The sequence below is a fragment of the Sphingomonas sp. genome (genome assembly GCF_019242355.1).
Lineage (GTDB): Bacteria > Pseudomonadota > Alphaproteobacteria > Sphingomonadales > Sphingomonadaceae > Sphingomicrobium.
Genome location: NZ_JAFAVR010000035.1, coordinates 1 through 20122, shown reverse-complemented (window position 1 = coordinate 20122; position 20122 = coordinate 1). Strand labels below are relative to the sequence as shown.

The following is a 20122-nucleotide window of genomic DNA, read 5'->3' as shown; positions in this document are numbered from 1 at the left end:
AGGGCCCGGATCGACCAGGTCGCCCGGCACGTGTTTGTCGACACAGGCCGGCAACTGACGCTGGAGGAGATCGCTCATGGCTTCCTCGCAATCGCAGTCGACAATATGGCCGCCGCGATCCGCAAGATCTCGACAGCGCGTGGCTATGACGTGCGGCGCTACACCATGACGTGCTTCGGCGGCGCCGGCGGCCAGCATGCGTGTAGCGTTGCGGATCGGCTGGGCATGCAGCGCATCCTCATCCACCCGCTCGCCGGCGTGCTGTCCGCCTACGGGATTGGCCTCGCCGAGCTGAAGGCGATCCGGGAGCAGAGCTGGCGGCGCCCGCTGGACAAGGATTTCAGGCAAGCGATGCATGTGCTGGGTGCTGCGGCGCGGAACGCGCTCGAGGAGCAGGGCGTACGCTCTGACGACCTCCGGCTGGATCAGCGGGCGAGGTTACGGCTGGCGGGGAGCGACACCTCACTGGAGCTTGCCGTGACGGCGGCGGGCGAGATGCGCGAGGCGTTCCACGCGCTTCACCGCGAGCGGTTCGGCTATGTCGACGAGGGCGAAACCATCATCGTCGAGGCGCTGATCGCCGAAGCCTCTGGCGGGTCCGAGCTGGCGAGCCGCGGCGACGCTGAGCCGGGTTCCGGCGCGCAGCCGACGCGGCACAGCGGCTGGGATTGCCTGGAGCGCCAGAACCTTTCCGAGGGGCAGCAGGTGCGGGGGCCGGCGCTGATCCTCGACGCCTCCTCGACGACGGTGGTCGAAGACGGCTGGACCGCCGAGCGCGCAGCGGACGGCACCCTGGTACTGGCCCGAGCAACCCCGCCGGAGCGGCCGCCAGCGCTTGGCACGGACGTCGATCCGGTCCGGCTGGAGATCTTCAACAACCTCTTCATGGCGATCGCCGAGGAAATGGGCGTCGCGCTGCAGTCGACGGCGACCTCGGTCAACATCAAGGAGCGGCTCGATTTCTCGTGCGCGATCTTCGACCGGGAAGGCGCGCTGATCGCGAATGCGCCGCATATCCCGGTGCACCTGGGGTCGATGGGCGAGAGCATCCGCGCGATCCTGGAGCGGCGCGGTAGTGGGCGCGACGGACGGGGCATACTCCCCGGCGACGCTTACGTGCTGAACGATCCTTATCGCGGCGGCACGCACCTGCCCGACATCACCGTCATTGTTCCGGTCTTCCTGGAGAATTCCGGCGAGCCGTCCGCGTTCGTCGCCGCGCGAGGGCATCACGCCGACATCGGCGGGATCGCGCCCGGCTCGATGCCGCCCGAGAGCCGCTCGATCCTCGAGGAAGGCGTGTTGATCGACAATGTCCTTCTGGTCGACGAGGGGCATCTACGCGAGGCCGAGATGCGGGAGATGCTGGCGTCGGGCGAATGGCCGGCGCGGTCCGCGGACCGCAACATCGCCGATCTGAAGGCGCAGCTTGCCGCCTGCTCGCGCGGTGCAGACCTGCTTGCCCATGCCGCGGCCGACCACGGACGCGACGTCATCGCGGCTTACATGGGCCACTGCCTGGCCAACGCCGAAGAGTCAGTCCATCGCCTAATCGACCGGCTGGACGACGGCGAATTCGATTATGAAATGGACAGTGGCGCCCATGTCCGGGTCGCGATTCGAACCGACCGCGCGAGCCGTTCGGCCCTGTTCGACTTCACCGGCACCAGCCCGCAGCAGCCCGACAATTTCAACGCTCCCCGCGCGATCACACGGGCCGCCTCGCTGTACGTGATCCGGACGCTGATGGACGATGACATTCCGCTCAACGACGGTTGCCTGCGGCCAATCGAGCTTCAAGTGCCCGAAGGATCAATGCTGAGCCCCGTGTTCCCGGCAGCGGTCGTCGCCGGCAATGTGGAGACCAGCCAGGTCGTCACGGACGCCCTGTTCGCGGCGACGGGACGGCTTGCACCGTCGCAGGGGACGATGAACAACTTCACCTTCGGCAACGAGCGGCACCAATATTATGAGACGATCGCGGGCGGATCGGGCGCCGGGCCCGACCATGACGGCACCGACGCCGTGCAGACCCACATGACGAACAGCCGCCTGACCGATCCCGAGATCCTGGAGGCGAGGCTGCCGGTGCGGCTGGAGCGGTTCGCGATCCGGCGGGGATCGGGCGGCGGCGGCCTGTATCGTGGCGGGGACGGCACGGTGCGGGAGATCACGTTTCTCGAACCCATGCGCGCCAACATTCTCGCCAATCGCCGTCGAGTGCCGCCGATGGGCCTTGCAGGCGGCGGCGACGCGAAGCCTGGCCGAAACCGGGTGGAGCGGGCGGATGGCGCGGTCGAAACGCTCGGAGGAACCGGCTTCGCCGCGGTCGGACCCGGCGACCGCTTCGTCATCGAGACTCCCGGCGGCGCGGGCTTCGGGAGAGCCGAATGAACTACTGGCCGCTGCTTGGAATCCTGATCGTCGTCGCGGGCTTCGCGCTTCGGCTGAATCCGATGCTGGTGGTCACCGTCGCGGCGCTTGCGACCGGGCTCCTGCACGGGCTCGATCTCGCCGCGGTGATCTCGACCTTCGGCAAGGCCTTCAACGACAACCGGATCATCGAGATCGTCTGGATCGTGCTTCCGGTCATCGGCGTGCTCGAGCGCTTCGGACTGCAGCAGCGGGCCGCCGCGGTGATCCGCAGGATGAAGAGCGCAACCACCGGCCGGATCCTGCTTTTCTACATGCTCTACCGGCAGCTGAGCGCCGCGGTCGGCCTGCAATCGACCGCCGGCCATCCGCAAATGGTCCGGCCGCTCGTCGCGCCCATGGCATTGGCGGCGGCGGAAAGGGAGCATGGCGCGCTGGATGAGGCGACGGCGGAGCGGGTCAAGAGCTTCGCCGCGGCGACCGACAACGTCGGGCTGTTCTTCGGCGAGGACATCTTCCTCGCGATCGGATCGATCGTGCTGATCCAGCAGATCCTGATGAGCGACGGCTACAACCTGCCGCCGCTGCAACTCGCGCTTTGGGCCATTCCCTCGGCCGTCGCCGCATTCGTCGTTCACGGGACACGGCTGCTGCTGCTCGATCGCTCCCTCAAGGGGCGAGCCCGATGATCACCATCCAGTGGCTGTACGTCCTCGTCGGCCTGATGTTCGCCGGCTTCGCCGCTTTCAACGGCCTAGACCGGACCAATCCGAAGAGGCTTGGCAACGCCGCCTTCTGGGGCCTGATGGCGCTCAGCATGTTCGCGGGCGACCGGATCGGCGACTTCGGCAACGGCTTGCTGGTCCTCGGCCTCGCCGGAATCGCGGGCTTCGGACTTGTCGGACGGGGGGCGGCCGTTGTCGACACGCAAGAACGGGAAGCCCGGGCGCTGCGGTTCGGCGACCGGCTGTTCCTGCCGGCGCTGATCGTCCCCGCAACCGCTCTGCTCGGCACCTTGATCTACAGCTACACGCCCGTTGGCCGGCTGGGCTGGTTCGAGCCGAAGCGCGAGACCTACATCCTGCTCGCCCTCGGCGTGATCCTGGCGTTGGCGACGATCTACGCCTGGCTGAAGCCACCTGCACTGGCACCGCTCCAGGACGGACGCCGACTGATGGACTCGATCGGCTGGGCTGCCGTCCTGCCGCAGGCGCTGGCGGCACTGGGCGCAGTGTTCGCGGCGGCCGGCGTCGGCGATATCGTCGGCGCCGCGGCAACGTCGGTCATCCCGCACGGCAGCGTGTTCCTGACCGTCGCCGTGTTCGGCATCGGCATGGCGCTGTTCACGATGATCATGGGCAATGCCTTCGCCGCCTTCCCGGTGATGGCCGCGGCGATCGGCATACCCGTGCTGATCCGCGGCTATGGAGCCAATCCGGCGGCGGTCGGGGCCGTCGGGATGCTGGCCGGTTTCTGCGGAACGCTGATGACTCCCATGGCTGCCAACTTCAATCTTGTGCCGGCCGCCTTGCTGGAGCTTCGGGACCAGAATGCGGTGGTCAAGGTCCAGGTTGCGACGGCGCTGCCCCTGCTCCTTTTCAACATCATGCTCATCTACCTGGCGGGCTTCCAATGACCGACCTGGACGTATCGACGGCGCAGCGTTTCGCCCGGATTGCGCTTGGCCATGTGCGGAGGGAATATCCGCACAAGCTGGACCACGTGCTGATGGACGACGCCGACACGCTGCCGCCGCGGGTGCTTCACCCGATATTCTTCGGTAGCTTCGACTGGCACAGCTGCGTCCACGGCTGGTGGGCCTTGCTGACGATCCGCCGACTGTTTCCGGACCTCCCCGAGGCAACGCAGATCGCGGCGCTCGCCGACGACAGTTTCCCGCCGGACAGGGTTGCGGGGGAACTGGCATATCTCGCGCGGGACCTGTCGGGCGGGTTCGAGCGGCCCTACGGCTGGGCCTGGCTCCTCGCGCTGCACCAGGAGGCGAGCCGCGCTTCGGACCGCGGCTGGAGAGCAGCGCTGGAACCGCTTGCGCGCGCCTTCGCCGACCGGCTTCGGGAATATCTTGCGATCCTCACCTACCCGATCCGGACAGGGACCCATTTCAATACGGCCTTTGCGCTGATCCAGTCGCATGAATGGGCGGGAGAATTCGATCCCCCGCTCGCGCTCGCGATCGAGGAGCGGGCGTCGGCCTGGTTCGGCGCGGACCGCGACTGCCAGGCGTGGGAGCCGGGCGGCGACGATTTCCTGTCGCCGGCGCTTGTCGAGGCACTGTGCATGATGCGCACCTCCCAGCCGGACGATTTCCCAAGGTGGCTCGCCGACTTTCTGCCGAGGCTCGGGGCAAGCGTGCCCGAGACCCTGTTCCAGCCGGCAACCGTCAGCGACCGGTCCGACGGCAAGATCGCGCATCTCGACGGGCTCAACCTCAGCCGGGCATGGTGCTGGCGGCACCTCGCGCGCGCACTGGACGGGCAAGAACGCGCCCGCGCGCTCGCCGCGGCGGAAGCCCATCTCGATGCGGCGATGCCCCACCTCAGCGGGGACTATGCGGGCGAGCATTGGCTTGCGACCTTCGCGCTGCTCGCGCTGCTTGCCGGTCAGGGGGGCCAGGCGGGAGCGGCGTAGAAGATCGGCGTTCCGCGCCGCCGCATGCGAAATTAGAAATCTACGAGGCCGAACGCCTTTGGCCGCGAACGCTTATTCCGCCGGTGGAGCGTCACTTTGCTTCGGGGTAGAATCGTCCTGCCGAAGCGCGTTCTTGAGCAGGAGGGCTCCCACGATCACCGCGGGCGCAAGCCAGACCGCGACAAGGATCAACCACAAGTTCAATGTTCGCCACCTCTGGCTAAGCACTAAGCTATTCCCACAGGGTAAATGAATGTCTAACGGCAATAGTGTGCCGAATCGGAGCACTTCGAGAGCGGCTGGTGGCGTCCCCTCCCCGGCAGTGGAGAGTCCCGGTGTCTCAATTCCAATACCAGCACGTCTGGCGCTTCCGCGGCATCATGACGGCGATCTTTGTCAGCACGATCGTGTGGTTCCTGATCGCGGATCTTGCGGTGCGCCTCTGGCTTTAGGCCGACACTCCGCGCCCGGTTCCAATATCGCCTCTGGCGCGATCGCATCTCATGGCTGAGCCGCGCCGGCCCCTGTGGCAGAACCTCTACGTCCAGGTGCTCGCCGCAGTCGCGCTGGGAGTCCTTGTCGGCTGGCTGTGGCCCGCCACCGGCGCGGCGCTGAAGCCGCTCGGCGACGGCTTCATCAAGCTCGTCAAGATGATCATCACGCCGGTCATCTTCCTGACCGTCGTCACCGGGATCGCGGGAATGCGGGACCTCGGCGCGTTCGGGCGCATCGCGGCCAAGGCGCTCGCCTATTTCATCGCTGTGTCGACGCTCGCGCTCGCTGTCGGGCTGATCGTCGCCAACCTCCTCCATCCCGGCGCCGGCTTCAACGTCGATCCGGCCACTCTCGATACGTCGAAAGTCGCGACCTACGTCACTCAGGCCAGGGAGACGACCGTCACCGGCTTTCTTCTGAACGTCATCCCCGACACGATGTTCAGCGCGCTCACCTCCGGCGAGATCCTGCAGGTGCTGCTCGTGTCGATCCTGTTTGGGATCGCGCTCGCCGGGTTTGGCGAGCGCGGCGAGCGCCTGCTCGAGACGCTCAGGACCATCACCGCCGTCGTGTTCCGCGTCGTTCGGATCCTGATGCTCGCGGCGCCGATCGGAGCATTTGGTGCGATGGCCTTCACCATCGGTCAGTACGGAATTGCCAGCCTCGCCCATCTCGCCGAGCTTGTTCTCACCTTCTACGCCACCGCGATCCTGTTCGTCGTTGTCGTCCTGGGCGCGATCGCGCGGCTTGCTGGCTTCTCGATCCTGGCGCTGCTGCGCTACATCAGGGACGAGCTGTTGCTGGTGCTCGGCACCTCCTCGTCGGAAAGCGCGATGCCGCTGCTGATGGAAAAGCTCGAGGCGGCGGGATGTCCGAAGAGCATCGTCGGCCTTGTCGTGCCCGCGGGCTATTCTTTCAATCTCGACGGCACCAACATCTACATGTCGCTCGCGGCTCTGTTCATCGCGCAGGCGACGAACACGCACCTGACGATCGGTCAGCAGTTGCTGCTGATGGCGGTCGCCGTCGTGAGCTCCAAGGGCGCGGCGGGAGTTACCGGCTCGGGCTTCATCGTGCTTGCAGCGACATTGTCCGTGGTGCCCGCCATTCCGGTCGCGGGCATGGCGCTGATCCTCGGCGTCGACCGCTTCATGAGCGAATGCCGTTCACTGACGAACATAGTCGGCAATGCCGTTGCGACGATCGTGGTCGCGCGCTGGGAAGGCACCCTGGATACCGAGCGGCTGCGATCGGTGCTGGCGAGTGGCGGCGAGGAGCCGAGCGGCGCGGAGAGCGATCGAATCCAGCTCGACCGCCGCTAGGGTACGAGCTTTCCGGGATTCATTATTCCGAGCGGGTCGAGCGCCTGCTTGATCGCCCGCATCGCGTGCAGCCGCGCCGGCGGGCCAAGCCGCGCGAGTTCGGCGACCTTCATCTGTCCGATCCCATGCTCCGCCGAGATCGAGCCGCCGGCGACCGTGACGAGATCGTCCACCAGCCGCGTGATTTCGGGCCCTTCGGATTCATACCAGTCGTCGGACGAACGACTTCCGGCGCGGACATGGAAGTGGATGTTGCCGTCGCCCAGGTGGCCAAAGCCGCTGGCGGTCGTTCCGGGAAAAGCGCGCTCCACCTCGGCCGCCGCCTCGACCAAGAAGCGCGGCATGTCCGCGACCGGCACCGAAACATCATGGGCGAGGGTCTGGCCCTCGGCGCGCTCCGCCTCGGAAATGCTGTCGCGGATGCGCCAGAAAGCCTCGGCCTGCGCTTCGCTGGAGGCGATGACCGCATCAGCGACCATTCCGCGTTCCAACACCTCGGCGAGCAGCGGTTCGAGTTCCGCCTTGAGGTCGTGCGCGGGATCGCTTGTCGTCGCTTCGACCAGGACATGCCAAGGGTGGCTGCCGGAAAGCGGCGCCCGCGTTCCTGGGATATGCTTCAGGACGAGCTGCAAAGCATCGTCCGCGACGAGCTCAAACCCTTCGACGGTCGTCGTGCGTGCCTCCAGGAAGCGAAGGACGCCCAGGGCCGAGCCTGGATTTTCCACGCCCAGCCAGGCCACGGGACGCGAAGCAATGGGCGGCACAAGCCGAAGCGCCACAGCCGTGATCACGCCAAGCGTCCCCTCCGCGCCAATCAGCAACTGATCGATGCTGTAGCCGCGATTGTCCTTCTTCAGCGCGCTGAGCCCGTCGTGGATCGAGCCATCGGGCAGGACCGCCTCGATCCCGGCGACCAGTGCGCGCATGGTTCCGAACTTCAGCACCTGGGTGCCCCCGGCATTGGTCGAGGCGAGCCCGCCGATCGTGCAGCTGCCGCGCGAACCGAGCGTCAGCGGGAAGCGCATACCGGCCGCCTCAGCGGCCTCATGCAGCGTTTCGAGGATGACCCCTGCTTCGGCCACCGCTACGCGGGCCTCGGCATCGACCGATCGAATCCGGTTCATGCGGCGCATGGAGAGCAGCACCGCGCTGCCGTCGGTTGGCGGTGTCGCGCCGCCGACCATGCCGGTATTGCCGCCTTGCGGAACCAGTGGCACGCGATGCTGCGCCGCGAGCTGCACCACCTCGACCACTTCCTTAGTCGAGCTTGGAGCGAGAATGGCCGGCGCTTCGCCATGAAAGCGACCGCGCCAATCGTTCAGCCAGGGCGCGATCTCGGTCGGGTCGGTAATCACCGCCCTGGGCCCGAGCTTCTCCGCAGCTGCGGAGATCAGTTGCGCCTGTCCGCCCATTGCCGCGGCGGCTTGGCATGCACCGCCGCGCGCGTCAAAGCGTCAGCCATGGATGACGCCCCAATCACCCTCATCGTTGCCCGCGCCAGAAACGGCGTCATCGGCCGCGACGGCAAGCTGCCGTGGCATATCCCGGCCGACCTCAAGCGCTTCAAGGCGCTGACGATGGGCAGCGTCATGGTCATGGGCCGACGCACGTTCGAGAGCCTGCCGGGGCTTCTGCCTGGCCGCCGACACATCGTCCTGACCCGCGACCCCGAGTGGAGCGCGGACGGCGCGGAGATCGCCCGCGATGCCGACGAGGCCCGACGCCTGGCCGGAGAGGAGCGCGTTTCGGTCATTGGCGGAGCCGACATCTTCGGGCTCTTCCTGCCGCTCGCCCGGCGCATCGAACTCACCGAGGTCCTTGCCGACATTGGGGGCGACACGGTCATGCCCGACCCGCGCTCGTCGGGCGCCTGGCTCGAGACCTTCAGCGAGGAGCACCCCGCCGAGGCCGGACGCCCGCCCTTCCGCTTCATGACGCTGGACCGCGCCTAGCGTGATGTTCCGTCGAGCGCCGCGTCGATTTGCGCCGCGACCTCGTCGATCCCGGCCATGCCGTCGACCTGACGCACCAGCCCGCGCTCCTGGTAGTAGGGCAGGATTGGCTGCGTCTTGGCGCGATATTCCGACATGCGCGTGCGCACCGTCTGCTCATTGTCGTCCGGGCGCCGAATGAACTCGGTCGAGCCGCAAGCGTCGCAAGTGCCCGCGACCTTTGTCGGCCGAAAGGTGTCGTGATAGCCGGCACCGCACCTGGCGCAGCTGAAGCGGCCGGTGATGCGCCTCACCAGCTCGTCTTCGTCTACCACGAGCTCGATGACATGGTCGAGGGTGCGGCCGCGTTCCGACAGCAGGATGTCGAGCGCCTCGGCCTGCGGCCGGGTGCGCGGAAAGCCGTCGAAGATCGCGCCATGCCCGCCGGACGAGTCGAGGCGCTCGCCGATGAGAGCGGTAACGATGGCATCGCTGACCAGCTCTCCCGCGTCCATCACCGCCTTCACCTTGAGCCCGATCGGCGAGCCGCTTGCGCGGGCTTCGCGAAGCATGTCGCCGGTCGACATCTGGATCATGCCGCGCGTCGCCTGGAGCCGCGCCGCCTGCGTTCCCTTGCCCGCGCCCGGCGGCCCCAATAGGATGATGTTCATCGCGCGCGCTCCCCTGCTCGCGTTACCTAGCCCCGGCCCTAACGCCGCCTGGGCGTCGTCTTGAGCTTCGCCTTCTTGATGAGGTCGCCGTACTGGTGGGCGATCAAGTGACTCTGGATCTGGCTGACCGTATCCATGGTCACGTTGACGACGATCAGCAGGCTGGTGCCGCCCAGGCGGAAGTTCACGCCCGCCTGGTCGGCAAGGACCTCCGGGATCAGGCAGATGATGATCAGATAGCCAGCACCGATCACCGTGATCCGGTTGAGCAGGTAGTCGAAGTAATTCTCGGTCGCCTTGCCGGGGCGGATACCGGGGATGAAGCCGCCATGCCGCTTCAGATTCTCCGCCGTCTCCTCGCTGTTGAACTGCACTGCGGTGTAGAAGAAGCAGAAGAAGCCGATCAGCAGCCCGTAGAGCAACAGATAGGCCGCGCCGCCGCGCTGCAGGTAGGTGCTGATGGTGATCAGCCAGTCGCTGGCGCCACCGGTGCCGGCGCGGCTTCCCGCCCATTGCAGGACCGTGAGCGGCATCAGCAGCAGGGATGAGGCGAAGATCGGCGGAATGACGCCCGCGGTGTTGAGCTTGATCGGCAGGTGCGAGCGCTCCTGCTGCATGCCGCGCGCCGTCTGCCGCTTCGGATACTGGATCAGCACTCGCCGCTGAGCGCGTTCCATGAAGCAGATGCCAAGGACCAGCGCCGCGGTCAGGACGATGACGCCGACCACCAGCAGGCCGTTGATGCTACCGGTCCGGCTGCCCTCGAGCAATTGGCCGATCGCCTGCGGCAGGCGAGCGACGATGCCCGCCATGATGATCAGCGACACGCCGTTGCCGATGCCGCGGCTGGTGATCTGCTCGCCGATCCACATCAGGAACAGAGTTCCGCCCACCAGGCTGACGGTTCCGGCAATCTCGAACAGGATGCCCGGCTGGACCACGGCCGCGATCGCCTGGCGCGTCGACTGGGCCTCGAGACCGCGTACCGCGAGGAAACCCTGCACGAGGGTGATCGCGACCGTCAGGTAACGGGTATACTGGTTGAGCTTCTTGCGCCCGGTCTCGCCTTCCTTGCGGAGCGCCTGCCACGGTCCGTAGAGCGTACCGCCGAGCTGAATGACGATCGACGCGGTAATGTAGGGCATGACGCCCAAAGCGACGATCGAGAAGCGCTGCAGCGCGCCGCCGGAGAAAGTGTTGAAGACGTCCAGGATGCCGCCGCTCTGCGTGCTGTAGAGCTGCGCCATGGCGACGGGATCGATGCCGGGCACGGGAACGAACGACAGCAGCCGGAACAGGATCAGCGCGCCGAGCGTGAACCAGAGCCTCTTCTTGAGCTCGGTAGCCTTGCCGAAATTGGCGAGGCTGATGCTGGATGCCATTTGCTCGGCTGCGGATGCCATGGTCTTTGGAAGTCCCCGGAAAAACGAACGGCGGCGTTAAGGCTCACGCCTCCCCGCCGCCGAGATATAGTGGCTCTTGGCCGCTTGTCTAAGGCCCGTCAGGCCTTTGCGGCGGACTTGCGCGAACCCTTCTTGGCGGCGGCGAGCTCGGCCGGGTTCTTGCGCTCGACGATCTCGATCGAGCCGCCGGCCTTTTCGACCGCCTCGCGGGCGCCCTTCGACGCGCCGGCGACCTTCAGCGCAAGCTTGGCCGTCAGCTCGCCCTTGCCCAGCAGCCGGACGCCGTCCTTGCCGCCACGCGCCAAGCCCGCACCCTTCAGCGCGTCATGATCGAGCGTGCCCTTGCCGTCGAGCTTGCCGGCGTCGATCGCCTTCTGGACGGCGCCGATGTTCACTTCGGCATAGTCCTTGGCAAAGGTGTTGTTGAAGCCGCGCTTCGGCAACCGCATGTGGAGCGGCATCTGGCCGCCCTCGAAGCCGTTGACGGTGGAGCCCGAGCGGGACTTGAGACCCTTCTGGCCGCGGCCGGCAGTCTTGCCGAGGCCCGAGCCGATCCCGCGCCCGACGCGCACTCGGCCCTTGCGGGCGCCCTGGTTGTCCTTGAGTTCGTTCAGTTTCATGATGTGCACTCGCTTTCGCTTTTGTCGCGCCTGATTTGGAAGGCGCGCGCATAGCCGCAGCGCGACGCGCTGTCACCCCCGTACAGCCTTCAACTCGCCAGGAAGTCGAACTTTGGTCAAATCCTGGCCGCGCGATCGCAAGCAGCGGCGACCATCGCGCGCGCGACGAGACAGGCCCCTGCTTCAGTTACTCTGACCGAGGTGGATCCTGATCGCGCGCCCATCGCTCGGCCGACAGGTCCCAGACCTTGCGCAAGTCACGACCGAGATAATCGCTAAGCCAGTCGACGCTCTTCTCGACCTGGGGCGACACGCGCGCAAACTGCTCGGGCGACAGTTTCAGCTCCGCCGCCTTCCTGGTCCGTTCCGACGTCACGTTCGACGCCGCGAACTCGGTGGCCTTCGGGAACGGCTCGAGACCCACGAAGTCCGCGATCTCGTTCATCATCGCCAGCGGCGGTTTGCCGAATTCCTCCAGGAGTACGACTTTCACCTGCTCGCGCGGGAAATATTCCAGCCAGTTCGAGAGGTGGCGGGCGTAGAGCGACGGGGACAGATATCGTGCCAGGCGATCGTCGGGAATCTCCGCCATGTCGGCGGGCGCCCGCCTCATGTGGATGTCCTGGTTCACGGCCGAGATCATGCGCGCGTAGGGATTGCGGACGGAATAAATGAGGCGAATGGCCGGATTGTGCGCAAACGCCCGCTCCGGGATCGGGTTGTCGCGCTCAACCGTGGTGATCGTGTAGCCGGGCGTCGCTTCGCCGAACAGCTTCTCGCCGCGATACCCCTTGAGCATGTTGAGCCGCATGTTGACCGAGGGCTCGGGCACTGGTGGCGAGAACGGCCGCTTCAGGTCCGACGGCCAGAAATAGGCCGGTTCCTTGGTCGGCGACGACATGTGGATGTCGGGATGAAGGTCGAGCCAGTCGTGGAGGCTGGTCGTTCCCGCCTTGGCCGCGCCGATGACGACCAGCCCGATCTTGGGCTCGATGATCGACCGATTTCCAAGTGACAGGAAACGGCCGTCGCCAAGCGGAATGTTGGCGATCCGAGCGACGATCGCCCGGTGCCCGAAGCGGGTCAGCCTGTCGAGGATCCGGCGCGCGATCATTCCCCCCTTGGATCGTGCGAAGGCTCGCCGGTCCCTGCTAGTCGGTCAGCGCTCGACGCTCAACAGATGATGCACCTTGCGGACCTGCCCCGCGACCTCGGGAGTCTCCTCGACCTCGACGGTCCGATGCAGCTTGTTGAGGCCGAGGCCAACGAGCGTCGCGCGCTGCGTCTTGTCGCGGCGGATTGGCGATCCGGTCTGGGTGATCTTGATCTTCGCCATCGAAATTACTCCGTGATCGCTTCGGCCTGGGCCTCGGCTTCGGCAACGCTGGCGCCGCCACGGCCGAGCAGGTCCGCGACCTTCTTGCCGCGCCGCTGCGACACGGAACGCGGGGACGCCTGGTCCTTGAGCGCTTCGAAGGTCGCGCGGATCATGTTGTAGGGGTTGGACGTGCCGACCGACTTGGTCACGACGTCGTGGACGCCGAGGCTTTCGAAGATCGCGCGCATCGGGCCGCCGGCGATGATTCCGGTTCCCGAAGGAGCCGAGCGGACCGTCACGCGGCCGGCGCCGAAGTGGCCGAGGCCGTCGTGGTGCAGCGTGCGACCGTCACGCAGCGGAACGCGGATCATCGCCTTCTTGGCGGCAGCCGTCGCCTTGGAAATCGCTTCCGGCACTTCGCGGGCCTTGCCATGACCGAAACCAGCGCGGCCCTTGCCGTCGCCGACGATTACGAGCGCCGCGAAGCCGAAACGCTTGCCGCCCTTCACGGTCTTGGAGACGCGGTTGATATGGACGAGCTTCTCGATCAGCTCCTCGCCGCCGTCGTCGTCGCCACCACGGCCGCCACGACGGTCGTCACGACGCCCACGCCCGCCGCCACGGTCGTTGCCGCCACGGCCGCGTCCACCACCGGGACCGCCACGTCCGCCACGCGGGCCACGGCGCTGCTCCTCAGCCTGCGCCGGAGCCGCATCGGCGACTGCAGCCGCCTCGGCGGGGTCGGTGTTGACCTCGTTCGTCTGGTTCTCGTCAGCCATTTAAAACTCCAGTCCGCCTTCGCGCGCAGCGTCGGCGAGGGCCTTCACCCGGCCATGAAACAGGAAGCCGCCACGGTCGAACACGACCTGCGACACGCCGGCGGCCTTGGCGCGCTCGGCGAGAGTCTTGCCGACCGCCGCGGCGCTGTCCTTGGTCGCGCCGGTCTTGCCCTTGAGGTCCTTGTCGAGGCTCGAGGCAGAAGCGACAGTCTTGCCGGCCGCATCGTCGATGACCTGGGCATAGATATGCCGGCCCGAGCGGTGAACCGACAGCCGCGGCTTGCCGGCAGCCCGCGAACGAAGCGCGGTGCGAACCCGCCGACGGCGGCGTTCGAAGAGAGAGAGGATCGCCATGGCTACTTCTTCTTGCCTTCTTTGCGGAAGATGAACTCACCGCGGTACTTGATGCCCTTGCCCTTGTACGGCTCGGGCTTCCGCCAGCGGCGGATCTCGGCGGCAACCTGGCCGACCTTCTGCTTGTCGATGCCGCTGATCTCGACCGTGTTCGGGTCGGGAGTCTTGATGTCGACGCCCTCGGGAACGGGGTAGTTGACGTCGTGGCTGTAGCCGAGCTGCAGGCGCAGGTTCTTGCCCTGGGCCGCGGCACGATAGCCGACACCGGTGATCTCGAGCACCTTGGTGAAGCCCTCGGTCACACCGGTGACGAGGTTCTGCACGTTGGTGCGCTGCATTCCCCAGGCGGCGCGGTTGCGCTGCTGGTCGATGAGCGGGGTCACGCGAATTTCGCCCTCGGCGACCTCGTACTTCACGAGATCGTCGAGCAGCTGCATCGACAGCGTGCCCTTGGGGCCCTTCACCGTCAGGGTCTGGCCCTCGACGTTGGCGCTGACGCCCGAAGGCATCGGCACCGGCTTCTTGCCGATACGAGACATCAGAACACCTCCGCGAGCACTTCGCCGCCGACATTCTGGTCGCGCGCCTCGGCGTCCGACAGCACGCCGCGCGGGGTCGACACGATCACCGTGCCGAGGCCGTTGCGGATGCGGGGCAGCTCACGTGCCGCCGAATAGACCCGCCGGCCCGGCTTCGACACGCGCGCCAGGTGATGGATCGCCGGCTGGCCCTCGAAATATTTGAGCTCGATGCGCAGGCCGCGCTGGCCGGCAAGCTCTTCTTCCGAATAGCCGCGGATGTAGCCCTCGCGCTGAAGCACATCGAGGACGTTCGCGCGCAGCTTCGACGCCGGGGTCAGGATCGAATCCTTCTTCGCGGACTGGCCGTTGCGGATGCGGGTGAGCATGTCACCCAGAGGATCGGTCATCGCCATCTAATGATCCTCCCTTACCAGCTGGACTTCACGACGCCCGGGATCAGGCCCTTGTTGGCCAGCTCCCGAAGCATGATCCGCGACAGGCGGAACTTGCGATAATAAGCGCGGCTTCGACCCGTGAGCTCGCAACGGTTGCGGATGCGGGTCGGATTGCCGTTGCGCGGCAGCTCCGCCATCTTGAGGCGAGCAATCAGCCGCTCGGTCTCGTCCTTGGACTCGTCGTCCGCGATCGCCTTCAGCTTCGCATATTTCGCCGCGTTTTGCGCGACGAGCTTCTTGCGACGCTCGTTCTTGTTGATCGAACTCAGTTTCGCCATGACTTAAGTTCTTCTCCTTACGGGCAGGCGCGCTTACGCGGCCTGCCGCTGCTCCTCTTGCGGGAACGGGAAATTGAACAGGCGCAGCAGCTCGCGCGCCTCTTCATCCGTCTTCGCGGTGGTGGTGATGATGACGTCCATGCCCAGGACCTTGTCGATCTGGTCGTAATTGATCTCGGGGAAGATGATCTGCTCTTTGAGGCCCATGGCGTAATTGCCACGGCCGTCGAACGACTTGGCGCTGAGGCCCCGGAAGTCGCGCACGCGCGGCAGCGCGATCGTGACCAGCCGGTCCAGGAACTCGAACATGCGGTCCCGGCGCAGGGTGACCTTGCAACCGATCGGCATGCCTTCGCGCAGCTTGAACTGCGCGATCGACTTCTTGGCCTTGGTGATGACCGGCTTCTGGCCCGAGATCGCCTGCATTTCGGCAGCGGCGGTCTCGACTTTCTTCTTGTCCTGCGTCGCTTCGCCAACGCCCATGTTGATGACGATCTTGTCGAGGCGCGGGACCTCCATCCGGTTCTTGTAGCCGAACTTCTCCGTCATCGCCTGGACGATGCGATCGTCGTAATCGGCCTTGAGACGCGGCGTGTAAGCCTTCGCATCAGCCTTGCCGGCCTTCTTCTCGGCCTTGGGCGCCTTCTCAGCCTTCACCGGCTGCTCGGCCTGCTTGGCCTCGGTCTTGTTCTCATTGTCAGCCATTGATCAGCTCTCCGGACTTGGCGGCAACCCGGACCTTCTTGCCGTCGCGCTCCTCGAAGCGGACTCGGGTCGGCTTGCCGTCGGCGCCGACAACCGCAACGTTCGAGACGTGCAGCGGCGCTTCCTTGCGATCGATCCCGCCCTGCGGGTTCTCCTGCGATGCCTTGCGGTGGCGCGCGTGGACGTTGACGCCCGACACGACGACCTTGTTTTCCTTGGGCAGCGAACGGATGACCTCACCCGTGCGGCCCTTGTCCTTGCCGGCGAGGACGACGACCTTGTCGCCCTTGCGGATCTTGGCAGCGGCCATGGTTACAGCACCTCCGGCGCAAGGCTGATGATCTTCATGTGCTTCTTGGCGCGAAGCTCGCGGACGACCGGGCCGAAGATACGGGTGCCGATCGGCTCCTCGTTCTTGTTGACCAAGACGGCCGCGTTCGAATCGAAGCGGATGACCGAACCGTCGGGACGGCGGATGTCCTTCGCTGTGCGCACGATCACCGCGCGGTGAACATCGCCCTTCTTCACGCGACCGCGCGGCTGCGCTTCCTTGACGCTGACGACGATGATGTCGCCGACGCCCGCAACCCGGCGCTTCGACCCGCCCAGCACCTTGATGCACTGGACGCGCTTGGCGCCGCTATTGTCGGCAACGTCCAGGTTGGACTGCATCTGGATCATGGTTCGACCCTATCCTCTTTCAAATCTTCTCAGGCGTCCGCGTCGGCGTCGGCCTTGGCCTTCGCCTTCTTCGACGCCTTGGCAGGCTTCTCGGGCGCGGCCTCGGGCGTCTTGGTCGGAGCGCTGGTCTCCGGGTCGGCGATCTCGATCTCGGCCGCCTTGGCGACTCCGAGACGGTCGACGACCGCCCAGGTCTTCAGCTTCGACACCGGAGCGCATTCCTGGATGCGGACGATCTCGCCCGTGTGAAAAGCATTATCCGCGTCGTGCGCGTGGTACTTCTTCGACAGCTTGATGATCTTGCCGTACAGCGGGTGCTTCACCCGCCGCTCGACGCGGACCACGATGGTCTTGTCACCCTTGTCGGACACCACGGTGCCGGTGAGGACGCGCTTTGGCATTCCTATAGTCTCCTCAACCCTGCGCCGAAGCGTTGCCGGCTTCGGTCTTGCGGGCGCGCTGGTTCTGAAGCGTGCGGATGCGTGCGATGGTGCGGCGCACCTCGCGGACCCGGCTCGGCTTCTCGAGCTGGTTGGTCGCTGCCTGGAAGCGCAGGTTGAACTGCTCGCGCTTCAGGTCGCCGAGCTGCTGTTGCAGCTGGTCGTCGCTCTGCTGCTTGAGATCGTCGATCGCAGGCATCTTACTTTTCCTCCTCGACCAGGGTCTCGCCCAGGCGGGCAACGACCTTGGTCCTGATCGGCAGCTTCTCGGCCGCGCGCTCGAACGCGGTCTTGGCGAGCGCGCCGGGCACACCGTCGAGCTCGAACAGGATCCGGCCCGGCTTGACGCGCGCGACCCAGAATTCCGGCGAACCCTTGCCCGAGCCCATGCGGACTTCGGCCGGCTTCGACGACACCGGGACGTCCGGGAACACGCGGATCCAGAGACGGCCGGCACGCTTCATGTGGCGAGTGATCGCGCGGCGGGCCGCCTCGATCTGGCGCGCAGTGATCCGCTCCGGCTCCATCGCCTTTAAGCCGAAGGCGCCGAAGTTCAATTCGGTCCCGCCCTTGGCGTTGCCGTGGATGCGGCCCTTGAAGGCCTTGCGGAACTTGGTGCGCTTGGGTTGCAGCATGACTGGTCTCTTTTCCTAGCGCTTACCGGTTGCCGCGCTCTTCGCGGGCCGGACGGACGCCGGAGGTTTGGGCCTCCATCATCAGCCGGTCCTGGGCGAGCGGGTCATGCCCCAGGATCTCGCCCTTGAAGATCCAGACCTTGACGCCGCATACGCCGTACGCGGTGTGGGCCTCGGCCTCGGCATAATCGACGTTGCCGCGAAGCGTGTGCAGCGGCACCCGGCCCTCGCGGTACCATTCGGTGCGGGCGATCTCGGCACCGCCAAGACGGCCGGCGCAGGTGATCCGGATGCCTTCGGCGCCAAGGCGGAGAGCCGACTGCACCGCGCGCTTCATGGCGCGGCGGAACGCGATGCGGCGCTCCAGCTGGTCGGCGACGCCCTGGGCGACGAGCTTGGCGTCGATCTCGGGCTTGCGGATCTCGACGATGTTGAGGCTGACTTCCGAGCTCGTCATCTTCTGAAGCTCGCGCTTCAGCTTCTCGATGTCTGCGCCTTTCTTGCCAATGATCACGCCGGGACGCGCCGCATAAATGGAGATGCGGCAGATCTTGGCCGGACGCTCGATCACGACCTTGGAGATCGCCGCCTGCGGCAGCTTCTCGATGATCGTGCGGCGGATCTTGAGGTCCTCGAGCAGCAGCCGGCCGTAATCGTCGCCCTCGGCGAACCAGCGGCTGTCCCAGGTGCGATTGATCTGCAGGCGAAGCCCGACAGGAGAGGTTTTCTGACCCATTACGCTTCTTCCTGCTCGCGAACGACGACGCGGATGCGGCTGAACGGCTTGACGATGCGGCTCGAACGGCCGCGCGCACGGGTCGCGAAGCGCTTCATCGAGATCGACTTGCCGACACTGGCCTCGGCGACGACCAGCGCGTCGACATCGAGGTTGTGATTATTCTCGGCATTGGCGACGGCCGAGGCGAGCACCTTGCGGACGTCGTCGGCCATGCCCTTGGGCGAGAACTGAAGGATGCTGAGCGCCTGCTCGACCTTCTTGCCGCGGATCATCGCCGCGACCAGGTTCAGCTTCTGCGCAGATCCGCGGATCGTGTTACCGACTGCGAGCGCTTCCTTGTCACCAACCTTGCGGGGGGATGCTGGCTTGCTCATCAGCGCTTGCCCTTCTTGTCGGATGCGTGGCCCGGGAAAGAGCGCGTCGGAGCGAACTCGCCGAGCTTCATCCCGACCATTTCCTCGTTGACCGAGACGGGGATGAACTTGCGCCCGTTGTAGACATTGAACGTCAGGCCGACGAACTGCGGCAGGATCGTGGAGCGGCGCGACCAGGTCTTGATCGGCGCACGCTTGCTGGCTTCCTGCGCCGCTTCCGCCTTCTTCAGCAGCGAAAGCTCGACGAACGGACCTTTCCAGATGGAACGGGCCATGGCTTAACCCTTCTTCTTCGCGTGACGGCTGCGGATGATGAACTTGTCCGTCGCCTTGTTGTGACGGGTGCGCGCACCCTTGGTCGGCTTGCCCCACGGAGTGACCGGATGACGGCCGCCCGAGGTCCGGCCTTCACCACCGCCGTGCGGGTGGTCGACCGGGTTCTTGGCGACGCCGCGGGTCAGCGGACGCTTGCCCATCCAGCGGGTGCGGCCGGCCTTGCCGAAATTCTGGTTCTGGTTGTCGGGATTCGAAACCGCGCCAACCGTCGCCATGCAATCCGAGCGCACGTAGCGCTGCTCGCCTGAATTCAGCCTGACGATGACCATTCCGCGATCGCGGCCGACGACCTGGACATAGGTCCCGGCGGCGCGAGCGATCTGGCCGCCCTTGCCCGGCTTCAGCTCGACGTTGTGGACGATGGTGCCCACCGGCATCTGGCCGATCTCCATCGCGTTGCCCGGCTTTACGTCGACACGCTTGCCGGCGATCACCCTGTCGCCCGGAGCGAGCCGCTGCGGAGCGATGATGTAGGCCTGCTCGCCGCCCTCGTAGGTGACGAGCGCGATGAAGGCCGACCGGTTCGGGTCGTACTCCAGCCGCTCGACCGTCGCCGTGACGTCCCACGTGCGGCGCTTGAAGTCGACGATGCGATACTTCTGCTTGTGACCGCCGGCGATGCCGCGCGAGGTCACATGGCCCTTGTTGTTGCGGCCACCGGTCTTGCGCTTGCCTTCGGTCAGCGCCTTGACCGGCTTACCCTTCCAGAGCGCCGACTTGTCGACCAGGATCAGGCCGCGGCGGGCCGGAGAGGTCGGCTTATATTGCTTGAGAGCCATTACGCCCGCACCCCTTCGGTAATGTCGATCGACTGACCTTCGGCCAGGCGAACGATCGCTTTCTTCATGTCCGACCGCTGGTAGGGCTTGCCCTTCCACTTCTTGGTCTTGCCCTTGGAAACGATGGTGTTCACTTGCGTGACGGTGACGCCGAACAAAGCTTCGACCGCGGCCTTGATCTCCGGCTTGGTCGCCTTGGGCGCGACCCGGAACACGACCGAGTTGGTTTCCGACAACATTGTCGTCTTCTCGGTGATGTGCGGG

Annotated in this window: 27 protein-coding genes and 1 pseudogene; 6 read left to right on the top strand and 22 right to left on the bottom strand. The window is 66.1% G+C overall.

Going from position 1 to position 20122, the window contains the following annotated elements; all coding sequences use genetic code 11:
• From JOZ79_RS01535 to JOZ79_RS01515, 5 genes are all read left to right on the top strand, one after another.
• Window positions 1–2394 (top strand): hydantoinase B/oxoprolinase family protein (locus tag JOZ79_RS01535; protein ID WP_294069630.1); only part of this gene is annotated, 2394 nt, incomplete at its 5' end.
• Entirely contained in the window at window positions 2391–3062 is a 672-nt protein-coding gene (locus JOZ79_RS01530) for a DUF969 domain-containing protein (protein ID WP_294069628.1), read from the top strand. The genes JOZ79_RS01535 and JOZ79_RS01530, both read left to right, overlap by 4 nt.
• The gene (locus tag JOZ79_RS01525; protein WP_294069626.1) at window positions 3059–4009 is read left to right on the top strand and encodes a DUF979 domain-containing protein; all 951 of its coding nucleotides are present in this window, start codon (window positions 3059–3061) and stop codon (window positions 4007–4009) included. Before JOZ79_RS01530 ends, JOZ79_RS01525 begins: the two co-directional genes overlap by 4 nt.
• Complete coding sequence (locus JOZ79_RS01520; protein WP_294069623.1) at window positions 4006–5022, top strand: DUF2891 domain-containing protein; 1017 nt, start codon at window positions 4006–4008, stop codon at window positions 5020–5022. Before JOZ79_RS01525 ends, JOZ79_RS01520 begins: the two co-directional genes overlap by 4 nt.
• 503 nt (window positions 5023–5525) lie before the next feature.
• Window positions 5526–6839 carry a dicarboxylate/amino acid:cation symporter gene (locus JOZ79_RS01515; RefSeq protein ID WP_294069621.1) on the top strand — a complete coding sequence of 438 codons (1314 nt, stop codon included), beginning with the start codon at window positions 5526–5528 and terminating at the stop codon, window positions 6837–6839.
• Here JOZ79_RS01515 and JOZ79_RS01510 read toward each other — a convergent pair.
• Complete coding sequence (locus tag JOZ79_RS01510) at window positions 6836–8251, bottom strand: FAD-binding oxidoreductase (protein WP_294069618.1); 1416 nt, start codon at window positions 8249–8251, stop codon at window positions 6836–6838. The two genes, JOZ79_RS01515 and JOZ79_RS01510, sit on opposite strands and share 4 nt — an antisense overlap.
• A 48-nt stretch (window positions 8252–8299) precedes the next feature.
• On the opposite strand from JOZ79_RS01510, the gene JOZ79_RS01505 reads away from it, so the two are divergent.
• Complete coding sequence (locus JOZ79_RS01505; RefSeq protein ID WP_294069615.1) at window positions 8300–8791, top strand: dihydrofolate reductase; 492 nt, start codon at window positions 8300–8302, stop codon at window positions 8789–8791.
• Here the strand turns inward: JOZ79_RS01505 and JOZ79_RS01500 are convergent.
• The 21 genes and pseudogenes from JOZ79_RS01500 to JOZ79_RS01400 form a co-directional block, all read right to left on the bottom strand.
• Window positions 8788–9441 carry an adenylate kinase gene (locus tag JOZ79_RS01500; RefSeq protein WP_294069613.1) on the bottom strand — a complete coding sequence of 218 codons (654 nt, stop codon included), beginning with the start codon at window positions 9439–9441 and terminating at the stop codon, window positions 8788–8790. The genes JOZ79_RS01505 and JOZ79_RS01500 overlap by 4 nt on opposite strands.
• A 38-nt stretch (window positions 9442–9479) precedes the next feature.
• The gene (secY, locus tag JOZ79_RS01495; protein ID WP_294069610.1) at window positions 9480–10844 is read right to left on the bottom strand and encodes a preprotein translocase subunit SecY; all 1365 of its coding nucleotides are present in this window, start codon (window positions 10842–10844) and stop codon (window positions 9480–9482) included.
• A gap of 98 nt (window positions 10845–10942) precedes the next feature.
• The gene (gene rplO, locus JOZ79_RS01490) at window positions 10943–11464 is read right to left on the bottom strand and encodes a 50S ribosomal protein L15 (RefSeq protein ID WP_294069608.1); all 522 of its coding nucleotides are present in this window, start codon (window positions 11462–11464) and stop codon (window positions 10943–10945) included.
• Window positions 11465–11651: 187 nt separating this feature from the next.
• Window positions 11652–12578, bottom strand: coding sequence for a sulfotransferase domain-containing protein (locus tag JOZ79_RS01485; protein WP_294069606.1), 927 nt, complete (start codon window positions 12576–12578; stop codon window positions 11652–11654).
• 45 nt (window positions 12579–12623) lie between these two features.
• On the bottom strand, window positions 12624–12800 hold the full coding sequence (gene rpmD, locus JOZ79_RS01480; protein WP_294069603.1) for a 50S ribosomal protein L30: 177 nt from the start codon (window positions 12798–12800) through the stop codon (window positions 12624–12626).
• A 5-nt stretch (window positions 12801–12805) separates the two neighbouring features.
• The gene (gene rpsE, locus JOZ79_RS01475; RefSeq protein ID WP_294069600.1) at window positions 12806–13561 is read right to left on the bottom strand and encodes a 30S ribosomal protein S5; all 756 of its coding nucleotides are present in this window, start codon (window positions 13559–13561) and stop codon (window positions 12806–12808) included.
• Window positions 13562–13915 (bottom strand): 50S ribosomal protein L18, encoded by a 354-nt coding sequence (gene rplR / locus JOZ79_RS01470; protein WP_294069597.1) that lies wholly within the window; start codon window positions 13913–13915, stop codon window positions 13562–13564.
• Window positions 13916–13917: 2 nt separating this feature from the next.
• Complete coding sequence (rplF, locus tag JOZ79_RS01465) at window positions 13918–14454, bottom strand: 50S ribosomal protein L6 (RefSeq protein ID WP_294069594.1); 537 nt, start codon at window positions 14452–14454, stop codon at window positions 13918–13920.
• Window positions 14454–14849 (bottom strand): 30S ribosomal protein S8, encoded by a 396-nt coding sequence (rpsH, locus tag JOZ79_RS01460; RefSeq protein ID WP_294069591.1) that lies wholly within the window; start codon window positions 14847–14849, stop codon window positions 14454–14456. Before rpsH ends, rplF begins: the two co-directional genes overlap by 1 nt.
• 14 nt (window positions 14850–14863) lie before the next feature.
• Window positions 14864–15169, bottom strand: a complete 306-nt coding sequence (gene rpsN / locus JOZ79_RS01455) for a 30S ribosomal protein S14 (protein ID WP_294069588.1) — start codon at window positions 15167–15169, stop codon at window positions 14864–14866.
• 33 nt (window positions 15170–15202) lie between these two features.
• Window positions 15203–15874 (bottom strand): 50S ribosomal protein L5, encoded by a 672-nt coding sequence (gene rplE, locus JOZ79_RS01450; protein WP_294069585.1) that lies wholly within the window; start codon window positions 15872–15874, stop codon window positions 15203–15205.
• Window positions 15867–16184: a 50S ribosomal protein L24 gene (rplX, locus tag JOZ79_RS01445; RefSeq protein WP_294069582.1), complete on the bottom strand. Its 318-nt coding sequence runs from the start codon at window positions 16182–16184 to the stop codon at window positions 15867–15869. The genes rplE and rplX overlap by 8 nt, the downstream gene beginning before the upstream one ends.
• Before the next feature lie 2 nt (window positions 16185–16186).
• Window positions 16187–16555: a 50S ribosomal protein L14 gene (gene rplN / locus JOZ79_RS01440; protein ID WP_294069579.1), complete on the bottom strand. Its 369-nt coding sequence runs from the start codon at window positions 16553–16555 to the stop codon at window positions 16187–16189.
• A gap of 173 nt (window positions 16556–16728) precedes the next feature.
• Window positions 16729–16956 (bottom strand): annotated as a pseudogene (gene rpsQ, locus JOZ79_RS01435) (30S ribosomal protein S17); the annotation flags it as partial.
• A gap of 13 nt (window positions 16957–16969) precedes the next feature.
• Window positions 16970–17194, bottom strand: coding sequence for a 50S ribosomal protein L29 (rpmC, locus tag JOZ79_RS01430; RefSeq protein WP_294069576.1), 225 nt, complete (start codon window positions 17192–17194; stop codon window positions 16970–16972).
• A gap of 1 nt (window position 17195) precedes the next feature.
• Window positions 17196–17630: a 50S ribosomal protein L16 gene (gene rplP / locus JOZ79_RS01425; RefSeq protein ID WP_294069573.1), complete on the bottom strand. Its 435-nt coding sequence runs from the start codon at window positions 17628–17630 to the stop codon at window positions 17196–17198.
• Window positions 17631–17652: 22 nt separating this feature from the next.
• Window positions 17653–18366, bottom strand: coding sequence for a 30S ribosomal protein S3 (gene rpsC, locus JOZ79_RS01420; RefSeq protein ID WP_294069570.1), 714 nt, complete (start codon window positions 18364–18366; stop codon window positions 17653–17655).
• Window positions 18366–18743, bottom strand: coding sequence for a 50S ribosomal protein L22 (rplV, locus tag JOZ79_RS01415; protein WP_294069567.1), 378 nt, complete (start codon window positions 18741–18743; stop codon window positions 18366–18368). Before rplV ends, rpsC begins: the two co-directional genes overlap by 1 nt.
• Entirely contained in the window at window positions 18743–19018 is a 276-nt protein-coding gene (gene rpsS, locus JOZ79_RS01410; RefSeq protein ID WP_294069564.1) for a 30S ribosomal protein S19, read from the bottom strand. Before rpsS ends, rplV begins: the two co-directional genes overlap by 1 nt.
• 3 nt (window positions 19019–19021) lie before the next feature.
• A complete protein-coding gene (gene rplB, locus JOZ79_RS01405; protein WP_294069559.1) occupies window positions 19022–19858 on the bottom strand; it encodes a 50S ribosomal protein L2 in 837 nt (278 codons plus the stop codon).
• Window positions 19858–20122 (bottom strand): 50S ribosomal protein L23 (locus JOZ79_RS01400; RefSeq protein WP_294069556.1); only part of this gene is annotated, 265 nt, incomplete at its 5' end. The genes rplB and JOZ79_RS01400, both read right to left, overlap by 1 nt.